The 15088-nt window shown below is 71.8% G+C and carries 12 protein-coding genes; 4 read left to right on the forward strand and 8 right to left on the reverse strand.

What is annotated here, in order from left to right; genetic code table 11:
- Positions 1–100 precede the first annotated feature (100 nt).
- The 4 genes from ruvX to ACFYXS_RS36470 are packed head-to-tail and all read right to left on the reverse strand — an operon-like array spanning position 101 to position 3962.
- Entirely contained in the window at positions 101–565 is a 465-nt protein-coding gene (gene ruvX / locus ACFYXS_RS36455; protein WP_389256083.1) for a Holliday junction resolvase RuvX, read from the reverse strand.
- A gap of 8 nt (positions 566–573) precedes the next feature.
- Entirely contained in the window at positions 574–3243 is a 2670-nt protein-coding gene (gene alaS / locus ACFYXS_RS36460) for an alanine--tRNA ligase (protein ID WP_389256084.1), read from the reverse strand.
- Entirely contained in the window at positions 3243–3533 is a 291-nt protein-coding gene (locus tag ACFYXS_RS36465) for a DUF6167 family protein (RefSeq protein WP_319664352.1), read from the reverse strand. Before ACFYXS_RS36465 ends, alaS begins: the two co-directional genes overlap by 1 nt.
- Before the next feature lie 6 nt (positions 3534–3539).
- A complete protein-coding gene (locus tag ACFYXS_RS36470) occupies positions 3540–3962 on the reverse strand; it encodes a DUF948 domain-containing protein (RefSeq protein WP_389256085.1) in 423 nt (140 codons plus the stop codon).
- A gap of 137 nt (positions 3963–4099) precedes the next feature.
- On the opposite strand from ACFYXS_RS36470, the gene ACFYXS_RS36475 reads away from it, so the two are divergent.
- Positions 4100–6292 (forward strand): ATP-binding protein, encoded by a 2193-nt coding sequence (locus ACFYXS_RS36475; RefSeq protein WP_389256086.1) that lies wholly within the window; start codon positions 4100–4102, stop codon positions 6290–6292.
- An 88-nt stretch (positions 6293–6380) separates the two neighbouring features.
- Here ACFYXS_RS36475 and rpsD read toward each other — a convergent pair whose 3' ends face one another.
- On the reverse strand, positions 6381–6992 hold the full coding sequence (gene rpsD / locus ACFYXS_RS36480) for a 30S ribosomal protein S4 (RefSeq protein WP_018564200.1): 612 nt from the start codon (positions 6990–6992) through the stop codon (positions 6381–6383).
- 208 nt (positions 6993–7200) lie between these two features.
- Between rpsD and ACFYXS_RS36485 the strand changes: the two genes are divergently transcribed.
- Positions 7201–7920 (forward strand): DUF2470 domain-containing protein, encoded by a 720-nt coding sequence (locus tag ACFYXS_RS36485; protein ID WP_389256140.1) that lies wholly within the window; start codon positions 7201–7203, stop codon positions 7918–7920.
- A gap of 15 nt (positions 7921–7935) precedes the next feature.
- Here the strand turns inward: ACFYXS_RS36485 and ACFYXS_RS36490 are convergent, their stop codons facing one another.
- From ACFYXS_RS36490 to ACFYXS_RS36500, 3 genes are read right to left on the reverse strand one after another with little or no spacing between them, the layout of a single operon-like run.
- The gene (locus ACFYXS_RS36490; RefSeq protein WP_389256087.1) at positions 7936–9285 is read right to left on the reverse strand and encodes a replication-associated recombination protein A; all 1350 of its coding nucleotides are present in this window, start codon (positions 9283–9285) and stop codon (positions 7936–7938) included.
- Between the two features lie 37 nt (positions 9286–9322).
- A complete protein-coding gene (locus ACFYXS_RS36495; RefSeq protein WP_389256088.1) occupies positions 9323–9970 on the reverse strand; it encodes a vitamin K epoxide reductase family protein in 648 nt (215 codons plus the stop codon).
- 47 nt (positions 9971–10017) lie between these two features.
- Complete coding sequence (locus ACFYXS_RS36500) at positions 10018–11823, reverse strand: glycoside hydrolase family 15 protein (protein WP_389256089.1); 1806 nt, start codon at positions 11821–11823, stop codon at positions 10018–10020.
- Between the two features lie 100 nt (positions 11824–11923).
- Between ACFYXS_RS36500 and ACFYXS_RS36505 the strand changes: the two genes are divergently transcribed.
- Together ACFYXS_RS36505 and ACFYXS_RS36510 are read left to right on the forward strand one after the other, a co-directional pair.
- Positions 11924–12730: an SAM-dependent methyltransferase gene (locus ACFYXS_RS36505; protein WP_389256090.1), complete on the forward strand. Its 807-nt coding sequence runs from the start codon at positions 11924–11926 to the stop codon at positions 12728–12730.
- Positions 12727–14853 carry a putative bifunctional diguanylate cyclase/phosphodiesterase gene (locus tag ACFYXS_RS36510; RefSeq protein ID WP_389256091.1) on the forward strand — a complete coding sequence of 709 codons (2127 nt, stop codon included), beginning with the start codon at positions 12727–12729 and terminating at the stop codon, positions 14851–14853. Before ACFYXS_RS36505 ends, ACFYXS_RS36510 begins: the two co-directional genes overlap by 4 nt.
- Positions 14854–15088 lie beyond the last annotated feature (235 nt).

The following is a 15088-nucleotide window of genomic DNA, read 5'->3' on the forward strand; positions in this document are numbered from 1 at the left end:
ACAGGCCGGCGCTTGTGACGCGGCCCAGGTCGGCCGGCCCCTGGGCACCTCGGCTCCGCTGCGGAGCCGCTGTGTCGCGCGGAACGTTACCGTACCGCGATCAGATAAAAGGTTCGACGCTCTCTCCGGGAGCTTTCCCGGACACCCGTTCGGTCTCCAGGGCACTCTGCAGGATAACGACAGCGGCAGCCTGATCGACGACCGAACGTCCCTTCTTCGCCGTCACACCCGAAGCACGCAGCCCCTGGGTGGCGGTCACCGTGGTCATCCGCTCGTCCACCAGCCGCACCGGGACCGGCGAGATGATCTTAGCCACATCCTCGGCGAAGCCGCGTGCCTTGGCCGCGGCCGCTCCCTCCCGCCCGCTGAGTGAGCGGGGCAGGCCGACCAGGACCTCGATCGGCTCGTACTCCTCGACGATCTGCGCGATGCGCCGGCGCGCGGCCGGGACGTCCCGGCCGGGCACCGTTTCGACCGGCGTGGCGAGGACCCCGTCGGGGTCGCAGGAGGCGACCCCGATGCGGGCGTCCCCGACGTCGATCGCGATCCTGCGACCCCTGCGCATGAGCGACATCAGGCTGTCTCGGCGACCAGTCGCTGCACCGCGGCCACGGCGTCACCGACGGCGTCGGCGTTCTGGCCGCCGCCCTGGGCGACGTCCGGCTTGCCGCCACCGCCGCCGCCGAGGGTCTTGGCGGCAGCGCGGACCAGGTCACCGGCCTTGAGGCCGCGCTCGCGGGCCGCCTCATTGGTGGCGATCACGGTCAGCGGGCGGTCATTGGCCACAGTGAACAGCGCCACGACGGCCGGCCGGCCGCCGGTGATCCGCTGGCGGACGTCCAGGACGAGCTTGCGCAGGTCGTCGGCGCTCGTGCCGTCCGGGACCTGCCCGGTCACCACGGCGACGCCCTTGACGTCCTGGGCGGACTCGGCGAGCCCGGCGGCGGCCTGCAGCACCTTCTCGGCGCGGAAGCGCTCGATCTCCTTCTCGGCGTCCTTGAGCTTGGAGAGCATGCCGGCGATCTTCTCCGGAAGCTCCTCCGGGCGGCCCTTGACCAGCTGCTGGAGCTGGGCGACGACCGTGTGCTCGCGGGCGAGGAAGTTGTACGCGTCCACGCCGACCAGGGCCTCGACACGGCGCACGCCGGAGCCGATCGAGGACTCGCCGAGCAGCTTCACCAGGCCCAGCTGCGCGGTGTTGTGGACGTGCGTGCCGCCGCACAGCTCCTTGGAGTAGTCGCCGATGGTCACGACGCGCACGCGCTCGCCGTACTTCTCGCCGAACTCGGCGATCGCGCCCGCCTTCTTGGCCTCGTCGATGCTCATGATCTCGGCGCTGACGTCGAGTTCACGGGAGAGGACGGCGTTGATCTTCTGCTCGACGTCCGTCAGCACGCTGCCGGGCACGGCCGTCGGCGAGCCGAAGTCGAAGCGGAAGCGGCCCGGGGAGTTCTCCGAACCGGCCTGGGCGGCCGTCGGGCCGAGGGCGTCGCGCAGCGCCTGGTGCGTGAGGTGCGTGGCGCTGTGGGCGCGGGCGATGGCGCGGCGGCGGCCCAGGTCGATCTTGGCCAGCACGCCGGATCCGACGGTGACCTCACCGACCTGCACACTGCCCTTGTGCACGGTGACGCCCGGCACGGGCTGCTGCACGTCGCGGACCTCGATGACGGCGCCGGAGTCGGTGCGGATGCGGCCGGTGTCGGCGAGCTGACCGCCACCCTCGGCGTAGAAGGGGGTGCGGTCGAGGATGACCTCGACCTCGTCGCCCTCGTTGGCGGCGGGCGACGGCACGCCGTCCACCAGCAGGCCGACGACGTTGGCCTCGCCCTCGTTGTCGCTGTAGCCGGTGAACACGGTCGTGCCGGCGGAGTCGGCGACGGAGCGGTAGGCCGACAGGTCGGCGTGACCGCTCTTCTTCACCAGGGCGTCGGCCTTGGCGCGGTCCCGCTGCTCCTTCATCAGGCGGCGGAAGCCCTCCTCGTCCACCGACAGGCCCTGCTCGGAGGCCATTTCGAGGGTGAGGTCGATCGGGAAGCCCCATGTGTCGTGGAGCAGGAAGGCCTTGTCGCCGGGCAGCACGGCGGAGCCGGCGGCCTTGGTCTCGGTGACGGCGGTGTCGAGGATGTTCGTGCCGGCCTTCAGCGTCTTGAGGAAGGCGTTCTCCTCGGCGACGGCGACCGTCTCGATGCGCTTGCGGTCCTGGACCAGCTCCGGGTACTGCTGGCCCATCGTCTTGATGACGGCGTCGACCAGGTCGAGGACGACCGCGTCGGTGGCGCCCAGCAGGCGCATGTTGCGGATGGCGCGGCGCATGATCCGGCGCAGCACATAGCCGCGGCCCTCGTTGCCGGGGGTGACGCCGTCGCCGACGAGCATGACGGACGTGCGCATGTGGTCGGCGACCACGCGCAGCGAGACGTCGGACTCGTGGGCGGCACCGTAGGCGACGCCGGTGAGCTCGGTGGCCTTGTCGATGACGACGCGCAGGGTGTCGGTCTCGTACATGTTCTGCACGTCCTGCAGGATCATGGCGAGACGTTCGAGACCGAGGCCGGTGTCGATGTTCTTGGCGGGCAGGTCGCCGAGGATCGGGAACTCCTCCTTGCCGGTGCCCTCCCCGCGCTCGTACTGCATGAAGACCAGGTTCCAGATCTCCACGTACCGCTCGTCGTTGACCGCAGGGCCGCCCTCGACGCCGAACTCGGGGCCGCGGTCGTAGTTGATCTCGGAGCACGGACCGCAGGGGCCGGGGACGCCCATGGACCAGAAGTTGTCCTTCATGCCCAGGCGCTGGATGCGCTCGGCGGGCACGCCCACGACGTCGCGCCAGATCTGCTCGGCCTCGTCGTCGTCCTTGTAGACGGTGATCCACAGCCGCTCGGGGTCGAGGCCGTAACCGCCGTCCGCCACGGGAGCGGTGAGCAGCTCCCAGGCGAACTTGATGGCGCCTTCCTTGAAGTAGTCGCCGAAGGAGAAGTTGCCGCACATCTGGAAGAAGGTGCCGTGCCGCGTGGTCTTGCCGACCTCTTCGATGTCGGGCGTGCGGACGCACTTCTGCACGCTGGTGGCGCGCGGGAAGGGCGGCTTGACCTCACCCAGGAAGTAGGGCTTGAACGGGACCATGCCCGCGGGCACCAGAAGAAGGGTCGGGTCGTCGGCGATGAGCGACGCCGACGGCACGACGGTGTGCCCGCGCTCCTCGAAGAAGCGCAGCCAGCGGCGGCGGATTTCTGCCGACTCCATCAGTGATCGTCCTTCCGGTGGTGGTACGTGATCGCCGGGCGCTGTGCCGGCATGTCGAGTTCGGGGGCCGTGCGGCCCAGTTGGTCGTTCAGCTGGTCCTCACGCTCGGCCATGCCGGCGCGGACGTCCTGCGCGAAGGTGCGCAGCCGGCCCCCGGCCTCCAGTGCCTTGTCGGCCGCCTTGGCGGCGAGGCTCTCCGGGGTCAGGCTGCGAATCGTGCGGTGGACCTTGGTGGTGGCCCACACTCCGGCGGCGGCACCGGCGGTGAACCAGAAGGCACGGCGGAACATGGCAGGTCAGCCCCTCGACTTACGGCTGCGGGCGGACGGGAGCGTCCGGCCGAGGACCACGGTGCGCTTCTTGCCGGCACCCTTGGTCTGCAGGTTGACCGCGCGTCGCACGCCGTAGCCGAAGGCCGCGACCTTCACCAGGGGGCCACCGAACGTGGAGGCGACGGTCGTGGAGAGCGCGGAGGCGTTGGCGGTCACCTCGGCGACGTCGGAGGTGATGGAGTCGACGCGGGCGAGCTGCGCGTGCGCGGAGCGCACCGCCTCGGATGCCTCGCCGAGCAGCGGCACGGCCCGGTCGGTCACCTCGGCGACCAGTTGGGTGGCCTGCCGGAGCGCCTGGGCGAGCCGCACGAGCGCCACGGCGAGGAACGACACCAGGATCGCCCAGAAGACGGCCACGATGAGGCCGGCCACCTCTCCACCGGACACGTTGCTGCTCCCTCGGATCGCCGCGTCAACCAGGTAACGACCTTATCGTGACGGGCCCCGCACTCCGTACCGCAATACCGCCCGGTGGCGCCGCCCGGCTGTACGTTCCGCTTATTTGACGATACCCTCCGTGACCCATGCACCAAGAGAGGACGCCCGGCAACCTGCCGGGCGAGCTGAACCACTTCGTCGGCCGGCGGCGTGAACTCGGCGAGGTGAACCACCTGCTGGGCAAGGCCCGGATGGTGACGCTGACGGGGGTCGGCGGGGTCGGCAAGACCCGTCTCGCGCTGCGCGCGGCGGCGTCGGCAGCTTCCGCAGGGTCAACGGCGGGGTTCGGCGGCGGCGCGTGGCTGGCGGAGCTCGGCGCCGTCCGTGATCCGGGACTGGTGGACCACGCGGTCGCCGCCGCCCTCGACCTGACCGACCACACGATGCGCGGCCCGCGGGCCGCGCTCGTCGGTTTTCTGGCCGACCGCGAACTGCTGCTCGTCCTGGACTGCTGCGAGGGGCAGGTGGACGCCGCGGCCGACCTCGCCGAGGCACTGCTGCGGCAGGCGCCGGGCCTGCGGGTGCTGGCCACGAGCCGGCAGCCGCTCGGCGTACCGGGCGAGCACGTGCTGTCCCTGGAGCCGCTGGCCGATCCGCACGAGGCGGTGGAACTGTTCGCGGAGCGGGCGGCCGCCGCGCAGCCGGGGTTCCGGGTGGACGACCGCAACCGCGCCGAGGTCGAGGAGCTGTGCCGGCGGCTGGACGGCATCCCGCTCGCGCTGGAACTGGCGGCGGGCCGGGTGCGCGCGCTGTCGGTGCCGCAGATCACCGGACGGCTGGACGACCGGTTCCGGTTGCTGACCCGGCGCGGCTCCGGCGGGCCCGAGCGGCACCGCGCGCTGCGCACGGCGATCGGCTGGAGCCACGAGTTGTGCACCCCCCAGGAACGCCTGCTCTGGGCACGGCTGTCGGTCTTCGCGGGCGACTTCGACCTGGAGGCGGCGGAATACGTGTGCGCCGGTGCCGAAGTGCCCGCCGAGGCCATGGTCGACGTACTGGCGGACCTGGTCGACAAGTCGGTGGTGCTGCGCCGCGAGGCTGCGGGCGTGGTCCGCTACCTGCTGCTGGACACCGTGCGCGACTACGGGCTCGGATGGCTGCGCGAGCTGGGCGAGGAGCGGCGGCTGCGGGGCCGGCACCGTGACTGGTACCTGGGCTTCGCCACCTGGGGCGAGATGGAGTGGTTCAGCGCCCGGCAGGCGGAGGTCTCGTCGAGCACCGAGCGCGAACTGGCCAACCTGCGGGCCGCGCTGGAGTTCTCGCTGGAGCTCCCCGAGGAGTTCCGCACGGGTCAGTACCTCGCGGCGAGCCTGTGGTTCTTCTGGGTCGGCTGCGGGCGGCTCGCCGAGGGCCGCTACTGGCTGGAGCGGGCGCTGACGGCCGACTCCTCACCGACCGGGCAGCGCGCGAAGGCGCTGTGGGTGTGCGGTTACGTCTCGATCCTGCAGGGGGACGGCACGGCCGCGCTCGGGATGCTCTACGAGTGCCGCGCGCAGGCCCTGGAGACCGGCAACGCGGCGGCCGTCGCCTACGCGGTGCACCGGATGGGCTGCGGGGCGCTGCTCAGCGACGACCTCCCGCGCGCCAAGGCGCTGTTCGAGGAGGCGCTGGGCCACTACCGGACGCTGGGCGAGCTCAACAGCAACGTCATCATGGCCGAGGTCGAACTCGCCATGGCGGTGGCCTTCCTGGGCGACCTGGAGGGCGGGATCGAGCTGTGCGAGCGCATCCGGGAGACCTGCGAGGACCACGGGGAGCGCTGGGCGCTGGCGTACGCGCTGTACACGCGGGCCGTCATCGCCTGGTGGCAGGAGGACCCGCGCCTGGCGGCGGAGCTGGCGGCGGAGTGCGTCCGCATCAACCACGCCTTCCGCGACCTGGTCGGCATCGTGCTGGGCATCGAGTTACTGGCGGCGCTGACGGCCTCGCACGACGCCCAGGAGGCGGCGGTCCTGCAGGGTGCCGCGGGCAGCATCTGGGACGCGGTGGGCCTGCCGGTCTTCGGTTCGCGCTACTTCGGCATCCCGCACAGCCGCTGCGAGGAGCTCAGCCGCGCGGAGCTGGGCCGCGCGGGATACGAACGGGCCTTCGCGGAGGGCGGCGCCCTGGATCTGGACTCGGCCGTGGCCCGTGCCCTCGACGGGTGCCCGCCGGCGCTCGCGGGCACCCACCGCCGCCCCCGGGGCCCGGCTCCGGTGGGCGATTCCGCCACGCCGGACCCCGACCGGGTGAGCGGCGGTCACCGCGGCTCGGCCCGCCCGCGCACAGCGCCGGACTGACACCCCCGCGGAAACGGCGAAGGCCCGCCGCGCACGCCCCGGGGGGCAGTGCGCGGCGGGCCTTCGTACGTCTTGTCGAGAGCGTGCGTCAGCGCGCGTAGTACTCGACGACGAGCTGCTCGTCGCAGATCACGGGGACCTCGCGACGGTTCGGCAGACGGTCGAGGCGGAACGCCAGCGCCTGCAGGTTGACCTGCAGGTACTTCGGGGTCTCGCCCTCGCCGGCCCAGCCACCCTCGCGGGCGACCTGGAACGGGGTCTTGGCGCGCGAGCGCTCGCGGACCATGACGACGTCGTCCGGGGTCACACGGAAGGACGGCTTGTCGACCTTGTGGCCGTTGACCTCGATGTGGCCGTGGACGACCATCTGGCGGGCCTGGTAGATGGTGCGGGCCAGGCCGGCGCGCAGGACGAGGGCGTCCAGGCGGCGCTCGAGCTCGACGATCAGGGCCTCACCGGTCTTGCCGCTGACCTTGCGGGCGCGGTCGTAGGCACGGGCCATCTGGCGCTCGGAGATGTCGTACTGCGCACGCAGGCGCTGCTTCTCCAGCAGTCGGACCTTGTAGTCACTGTTCTGCTTGCGGCCGCGGCCGTGCTCGCCCGGCGGGTAGGGACGGGCCTCGAAGTACTTGACAGCCTTCGGCGTCAGGGCGATGCCGAGCGCACGCGACTTCTTGACCTTGGGACGCGACTGATTCACGTTTCCCGGACCTCCATGTAAGTTAGGTTAGCCTTACCTTAGCGAAGGAGATCGTATGTCTCGCCCTGGGAACACCACGCGCATCACGGACATCACAGACAGTGCCAACGCCACACAGGGCGCCGTCGACGCCTCATCAGGCACCGACTTGACGGAGGTCCGATCAGCTCATGGTCAGCCGCGTCCCAGCGGGCATGAAACCGTTCGACTGCCGTCAGCAGCCGAACGCACACGAACTCTCGTACAGAGTACCGCCTCCGCGGTACTGGTCGTTCCAGGTGTTCACGTGGAGCGCCCGGAGTCGATGATTCCGCTGGAACGCATCGTGGGCACCGACGGCGACCTCTTCCTGCTGTTCTCCGCCGATTCACCGGCGGCACGGGCCGCCGCGCACGCCGAGGCCGACGAGCTGTCCGCTGTGCTGGAGATCACCGATGTGGCTCCCGTGGCGGTGCGCGCACGCATCCGCGGGCGCGCCTGGATCAGCGGATGGCTCACGGTGGCCCGGGATCTGCCGACCCCCGCGGGGCGGGTCCGGCTGCGCCTGGAGGTCGGCGAGGCCTCGCTGGACGACCTGTGGGGCACGGGGCAGGTCGAGCCCGACGACTTCGCCACGGCCGAGGCCGACCCGCTGATCGCCCACGAGGCGGAACTGCTGCAGCACCTCGCCGCGGGCCACGCCGACCAGGTGGCCTGGCTGTGCGCCCTCGTCGGCGACGCGGGCGGGACCCACCGGGCGCCCACCGGCGCGGTGCCGCTGGCGCTCGACCGGTTCGGGCTGCGGGTGCGCTTCACCGGGGCGGAGGACGTCTTCGACGCCCGCTTCGAGTTCCCCGAGCCGGTGCGCGGCCACCAGGACCTGCACCGGGCGATGCACGCGCTCTTCGACGCCGCCGAGGAGGCCGCCCTCGGGCGGCGGGACCGCTGACCGGCCACCGGCCCGCTACTCCCCCGCGAGCCGCTCCCGGACCCGGTCCAGGACGTCGGCGTAGCGCGCCTCCGCGCCGTGGCGCGTGGGCTCGTAGTAGTGCGTGCCGTGGATCTCGTCCGGGGCGTACTGCTGGGCGGCGATGCCGCCGGGCAGGTCGTGCGGGTACAGGTAGCCCTTGCCGTGGCCCAGCTTGGCGGCGCCCTTGTAGTGGCTGTCGCGCAGATGCGCCGGGATCGGCCCGGTCTTGCCCGCCCGGACGTCCGCCAGCGCCGCGCCTATGGCCGTGGTCGCGGAGTTCGACTTGGGCGCGAGGGCCAGCGCGATGGTGGCGTGGCTCAGGGTCAGCGCCGCCTCGGGGAAGCCGATCATCGCCACCGCCTGGGCGGCGGCGACCGCCGTCGGCAGCGCGGTCGGATCCGCGAGGCCGATGTCCTCGCTCGCCGAGATCATCAGCCGTCGCGCGATGAACCGCGGGTCCTCCCCCGCCTCGATCATGCGCGCCAGGTAGTGCAGCGCCGCGTCCACGTCGGAGCCGCGGATGGACTTGATCAGGGCACTGGCCACGTCGTAGTGCTGGTCGCCGTCACGGTCGTACCTCACCGCGGCGCGGTCGACGGACTCCTCCAGCGTGGCCAGGGAGATCTCCTGCTCGCCCTTGGCGAGGGCCGCTCCCGCGCCGGCCTCCAGCGCGGTCAGCGCCCGGCGGGCATCGCCCCCTGCGATGCGCAGCAGGTGGTCCTCGGCCTCCCCGGACAGGGCGACCGCGCCCTTCAGGCCGCGCTCGTCCTCCAGGGCCCGCCGCACCAGGCCGCGCAGGTCGTCGTCGGTGAGCGACTCCAGGGTGAGCAGCAGCGACCGCGACAGCAGCGGCGAGATGATCGAGAAGTACGGGTTCTCGGTGGTCGCCGCGATCAGGGTGACCCAGCGGTTCTCGACGGCGGGCAGCAGGGAGTCCTGCTGCGCCTTGCTGAAGCGATGGATCTCGTCGAGGAACAGGACGGTGTCCCGGCCGTAGCCACCGGACTCGCGCTTGGCGCTCTCGATGACAGCGCGGACCTCCTTGACGCCCGCGGTGATCGCCGAGAGCTCGACGAAGCGCTTGTTGGTGGCATGGCTGACCACGTACGCGAGCGTCGTCTTGCCGATGCCGGGCGGCCCCCACAGGATCACCGAGGACGGCCCGGCCGGGCCGCCGCCGCCCTCGCCGACCAGCCGGCGCAGCGGCGAGCCGGGGCGGAGCAGATGCCCCTGCCCCACGACCTCGTCCAGGGTGCGCGGACGCATCCGTACCGCGAGGGGACTGCCTCCCGGCTCCCTCGACTGACGTTCCTCTGCGGCGGCGGTGAACAGGTCGGGCTCCACGGCACGAAAGCCTATGTCACCGCACTGACAGCCCCGGTCAGATCAGGGTGCTCCAGTACGACCACCAGCGGGTCAGGATCAGCAGGACGATCACGCCGTACCAGAGCACGGGAATGACCCAGTGGAACTCCAGCACGGCGTTGCGCAGTGCCGCGGGCGCCGGGATGATCTTGTTCTTCAGGTTGTGCACGAGGGTGTACCAGAACAGCGCGATCGTGACGACCCAGGCCAGCGAGCACCACAGGCACAGCGAACCGATGTTGTAGAGCGACTGGTACTGCAGCCACGTGACGAAGCCGACACCGAAGACCGTGCCGGCCTGCAGGCCCAGCCAGAACCAGCGGCGGTAGCGGGCCCCGGCGAGGATGCCCATGCCGATGCCGATGACCACCGGGTAGGCGACCATGCCGATCATCGGGTTGGGGAAACCGAAGGCGTGCGCCTGCTCGCTCTTCATGATGTTGCCGCAGGAGATGATCGGGTTCAGGCTGCAGCCGGGGACGAAGTTCGGGTCCTCCAGCAGCTTGAACTTGTCGATCGTGATGACCCACGAGGCCAGCAGGCCGAGGGCACCGCAGACCACGAGCAACCAGGTGAAGGCCCTGCCCGCGCCGATGCGCTCCTGGGCTGGCTCCTCCAGGTGCCCGCCGTCGGTGAGGGTCGTGTCAACCGCCGAAGTCACCATGTCGCCGTTCCGTAGGTCGGGAAATCTGCCGCACTGCCCAACGCGCCTCATGCGCGGGAAGTGCCGGGTTCCATGGTGCCGTGTCCCCCGTACGAGGGACAACGAGACAAAATGAACGCCGTGTTGACGAGCGCTACGTGCGTGAACGCCTGCGGAGTGTTACCGAGATGCCGGGCGGCGAGCGGGTCCCACTCCTCCGGGAGCAGTCCGAGGTCGTTGGCACTGTCCAGGACGCGGGCGAACAGGGCCCGGGCCTCGTCCTCCCGGCCCTGCGCGGCCAGGGCGTCGGCGAGCCAGAAGGAGCACGCCAGGAAGGCCCCCTCCGCTCCCGGCACGCCGTCGGGCTCGGTGTAGCGGCGGACGAAGCCGTGCAGGTCCAGCTCGTCGCGCACGGCCTCTACGGTGCGGGTCACCCGCGGGTCGTCGGGCGGCAGGAAGCCGGTCTTGACGATGAACAGCGTCGCCGCGTCGAGGGCCCGGCCTCCGTAGTGCTGGACGAAGACCCCGCGCCGGGCGTCGTAGCCGTTGGCGCAGACGTCGGCGTGGATCTCGTCGCGCAGTGCCCGCCAGCGCTCCACGGGCGCGGGCAGCCCGGTCGCCTCCGCCATGCGCACGGCCCGGTCGGCGGCGACCCAGGACATCACCTTGGAGTGGACGAAGTGCCGGCGCCCGCCGCGCACCTCCCACAGCCCCTCGTCCGGCTCGCGCCAGTGACCCTCCAGGTGCGTCAGCATCCTGCGCAGGAAGGCCCACACCTGGCGCTCCATGGGAATGCCGGCCCGCAGTGCCAGGTGCAGGGTGTCGACGACCTCGCCGTACACGTCGAGCTGGAACTGACCGACCGCGGCATTGCCGAGCCGGACCGGGCCGGAGCCCTCGTAGCCGGGGAACCAGTCGGCGTGGGTCTCGGGCAGGTGGCGCTCCCCCGCCACGCCGTACAGGCTGCGCAGGTCGCCGGGGTCGCCGGCGATCGCCCGCAGCAGCCACTGGCGCCAGGCCGCGGCCTCCTCGCGGAAGCCGCCCCGCAGCAGGGCGGACAGGGTCATGCTGGAGTCGCGCAGCCAGCAGAAGCGGTAGTCCCAGTTGCGGACACCGCCGATGCGCTCGGGCAGTGAGGTGGTCGGGGCGGCGACGATGCCCCCGGTGGGCTGGTAGGCCAGGGCCTTGAGGGTGATCAGCGAGCGCAGTACGGCGCCCGGGTAGTCGCCCTCGTAGCGGAATCCGGCGGCCCAGGCCTGCCAGCGCTCGGCGGTGCAGCGCAGCGCGGCCTCCGGGTCGGTGCGGTGCGAGGCGCTCAGGTGCGAGGGCTGCCAGGTGAGCACGAAGGGCACGCGCTGCCCGGCCTCCACGGTGACGTCGGAGCGGGTGCAGCCGTCGGAGCCGTAGGTGTGGACGCCCGGTGTCGCCCGCAGCCAGGCGGAGTCGGGGCCCGCGACGGCGACGCGGTGGTGCCCGGTGCGCCGCACCCAGGGTGCGGTTCGGCCGTAGTTGAAGCGCAGGCGCAGCTCGCTGCGCATGTCCACGGTGCCGCTGAGTCCCTCCACGATGCGGATGAGGTGGGGCGCCCGCCCGCGCTGGGGCATGAAATCGATCACCTTGGCGGTGCCGCCGGGGGTGCGCCAGAACGTCTCCAGCACCAGGGTGCCCGGCCGGTAGGCGCGGCTCTCGCACGGCCCGCCCTCCGCGGGGGACAGCCGCCAGCTGCCGTGGCGGTCGTCGCCCAGGAGGGCGGCGAAGCAGCTCGGGGAGTCGAAACGGGGCAGGCAGAGCCAGTCGACGGAGCCGTCCCGGCCGACGAGCGCGGCCGTCTGCAGGTCCCCGATGAGGCCGTAGTCCTCGATGAGCCCGCTCATAGTGAACCGATCACTGCGAGAATGCGTACATATTAGACATTAAGGATTTTAGGCTGATCCGGTGAGCCGGGGCCTCCCGCCGGCTCGGGAGAGGTGCACGATGCAACGTCCGGAATGGGTGCCGGCCGGGACCGACGTGGAGACCCCCAACGCCGCACGGGTCTACGACTACTACCTGGGCGGGTCGCACAACTTCGCGGCCGACCGCGACATGGCCCGCGAGGCCCTGACGCTGTGGCCCGACCTCGCGGAGATCATGCGGGCCAACCGCGCGTTCCTGCGCCGCTCGGTGCAGTACGTCGCGGCCCAGGGCGTGAGCCGCTTCATCGACATCGGATCGGGCATCCCGACCTACGGCGCCGTCCACGAGGTGGCGCGCCCGGTCCGCCCCGACGCCCGGGTGGTGTACGTCGACGACGATCCGATCGCCGTGGCGCACAGCCGGCTGATGCTGAAGGACGACCCGCGCTGCGCGATGGTGGCCGCCGACATGACCGACCCCGTCGACCTGCTGTCCCGGCCCGAGATCGAGGACCTGCTGCGGCCGGGGGAACCGGTCGCCGTCCTGCTCGTCGCCGTCCTGCACTTCGTCCCGGACAGCGCCGCCCCCGCCAAGATCGTGGCCACGCTCCGGGAGGCCATGCCCCCGGGCAGCTACCTGGTGCTCTCGCACGCCTCCCAGGAGTCCCGCCCCGAACAGGCCGCCCCCCTGGAGGCGCTCTACGCCCGGACCCCGACGCCGCTGACCATGCGCACCCGGCAGCAGGTTGCGACGTTCTTCGAGGGCTTCGAGATGGTCGAGCCCGGCATCGTGTGGCTGACCGAGTGGCACCCCGACGACCCGGAGTCGGTCGGCCCGCACCCCGAGATGCTGTCGGGTCTGACCGGGGTGGGGATACGGCCGTGACGGAGCCGATGACCCCCGTGGGCACCCGCGACTTCACCGAGGCCTGGTACCGGCTGCTCCGCTCCGGCCAGGGGCTGGCCCTGCCGCCGCCGACGCTGGCGCAGGTGGCCGGCCGCACGGCGGAGCTGCTGCGCCGCTCGCTGGCCGGGACCGCGGCGGACACCCCGTTGGCCGACGAGGCGGCGGCGCTGCTGGTGGACGCCCACTTCACCGATCCCGAGATCCTCGCGCACGCCGTCGCGCTGCTGCACACGCAGCGGGCCGCACCGGGCCGCGTGGCGGCCGTCTCCGGCGCGTTCGCCGCCGGCTGGGCGTCGGCCCTGCGCGAGCGGACGCTGCGCGAGCAGGAGTCGATCCAGCGCGCCGCCTTCGACGCCCGGGAGGAGGCCGAGCGGGCCTGGCGGGCCTCGGAGGCCCGGTTCCGCGCCCTGTTCGAGCACGCCGCCATCGGCATCGGCATGGCCGATGTGAACGGCACGATCCTGCAGGTCAACCGGGCGCTGCGGGAGCTGTTCTGCGCCCGGTCGGAGGACCTGCGGGGCCGCCGGGTGACCGACCTGGTGCATCCGGAGGACGCGCCGGGGGTGTGGGAGGCGTACGAGGACCTGGTGCAGGGCCGGCGGGACCGCTTCGCGTGCGACAAGCCGTACTACCGGCGCGACGGCGAGGTGGTCTGGACGCATCTGACGGTCTCGCTGATCCGCGGCGAGAACGGCGAACCCCGCTACCAGGTGGCGATGGTGGAGGACATCACCGACCGCTACCGGCTGCAGGAGCGGCTGCGCCACCAGGCGACCCACGACCCGCTCACCGGGCTGCCGAACCGGGCGGCGTTCTTCGAGCGGCTGGAGGCGCTGTTCGAGGACCCGCGGCCGGGCGCCCGCTTCGGCCTGTGCTACGTCGACCTGGACGGCTTCAAGGTCGTCAACGACAGCCTGGGCCACGAGACCGGGGACCGGCTGCTGACGGCGGTGGCCGAGCGCCTGGACTGCGCGCTCACCCCGCTGGGGCACCTGGTGGCCCGGCTCGGCGGCGACGAGTTCGTGGTGCTCCTGGAGAACTGCCGGGGCGAGGAGGAGGCGGTGGCCGTCGCCAAGCTCGTGCTGACGACCCTCGCCAGGCCGTTCCTGATCGCCGGTCACAAACTGGCCATCGGCGCCAGCGTGGGCGTCCTGGCGCGCACGGTGGCGGCGACCACGCCGGGCGCCGCGGTGCGCGCGGCCGATCTGACGCTGTACCGGTCGAAGGAGTCCGGGCGCGGCCGCTGGACCCTGTTCGACCCGACGCAGAACGCGCGCGCGGTGAGCCGGTACGCGATCTCCGTACGGCTGCCGGTGGCGCTGGACCGCGGCGAGTTCTTCGTGGACTACCAGCCGTTGTGCGCACTCTCCGACGGCAGCCTGGCCGCGGTCGAGGCCCTGGTGCGCTGGCGTCACCCGCAGTTCGGTGTGCTGGGCCCGGACGAGTTCGTCGCGACGGCCGAGGAGACCGGGCTGATCATGCCGCTGGGACGGTGGATCCTGGAGCGGGCGATCGGTCAGGCCGCGGAGTGGGTGCGCCGGTTCGGGGACGCGGCACCGCAGATCAACGTCAACCTGGCGGTGCGCCAGGCGCGCAACCCGGGGCTGGTGAACGACATCACCCGCATCCTGGACAGCAGCGGCCTGGATCCCCGCCGGCTGCAACTGGAGATCACCGAGAGCACGGTCATCGGACCCGAGGACGAGTCGCTGCGGGCGCTGCAGGCACTTGCCGATGCCGGCGTGTCGCTGGCGGTGGACGACTTCGGCACCGGCTGGTCGAACCTGGCCTATCTGCGGAACCTCCCGGTGTCCGGACTGAAGATCGCGGGTGCCTTCGTGTCGGACACCCACGAGGACGGGTCGGAGGAGCCGCTGGGCTGGCGGATCGTCGGCGGGCTGGTGTCGCTGGCGCACGCGCTGGGCCTCACCGTCACCGCGGAGGGCGTGGAGACCCCGCAGCACGCGCGGTGGCTGCGCTCGCTGGGCTGCGACTGGGGGCAGGGGTGGTACTTCGGCCGGCCCGTGGCGCCGGAGGAGATCGCCCGGAGAATCACCAAAGGTCACTCTGCGTACCCCGCGGGCAAAAGCGAGGCAAAGTAAGGGCCGAAATCTTGACTCTGCGTGAGGGCCGCGAGTTAGATGAAGTTCCGGAGGCAATTGATCCGGATCGCCCCGATTCACCGTGCATGAGTGATCCCGGTGATTGCCCCGCGTGATGGTCGACGCTCCGGCGTCCTGGATCGAGCACACCGTCGCCCACCCGTCATGGACCCCTCTCATGACAGCAGACCCCGTCACCGGCACCCCCGCGCGGACCGCCCGCCTCGCGGAACTC

Source organism: Streptomyces sp. NPDC002574 (assembly GCF_042889545.1).
In the GTDB taxonomy this organism is placed as follows: domain Bacteria; phylum Actinomycetota; class Actinomycetes; order Streptomycetales; family Streptomycetaceae; genus Actinacidiphila.

Bases quoted from the DNA above. Each gene is read 5' to 3' on its own strand.
- ACFYXS_RS36465 (WP_319664352.1), bottom strand. From the start codon at position 3,533: ATGTTCCGCCGTGCCTTCTGGTTCACCGCCGGTGCCGCCGCCGGAGTG.
- ruvX (WP_389256083.1), bottom strand. From the start codon at position 565: ATGCGCAGGGGTCGCAGGATCGCGATCGACGTCGGGGACGCCCGCATC.
- alaS (WP_389256084.1), bottom strand. From the start codon at position 3,243: ATGGAGTCGGCAGAAATCCGCCGCCGCTGGCTGCGCTTCTTCGAGGAG.
- ACFYXS_RS36495 (WP_389256088.1), bottom strand. From the start codon at position 9,970: ATGGTGACTTCGGCGGTTGACACGACCCTCACCGACGGCGGGCACCTG.
- ACFYXS_RS36500 (WP_389256089.1), bottom strand. From the start codon at position 11,823: ATGAGCGGGCTCATCGAGGACTACGGCCTCATCGGGGACCTGCAGACG.
- ACFYXS_RS36475 (WP_389256086.1), top strand. From the start codon at position 4,100: ATGCACCAAGAGAGGACGCCCGGCAACCTGCCGGGCGAGCTGAACCAC.
- ACFYXS_RS36505 (WP_389256090.1), top strand. From the start codon at position 11,924: ATGCAACGTCCGGAATGGGTGCCGGCCGGGACCGACGTGGAGACCCCC.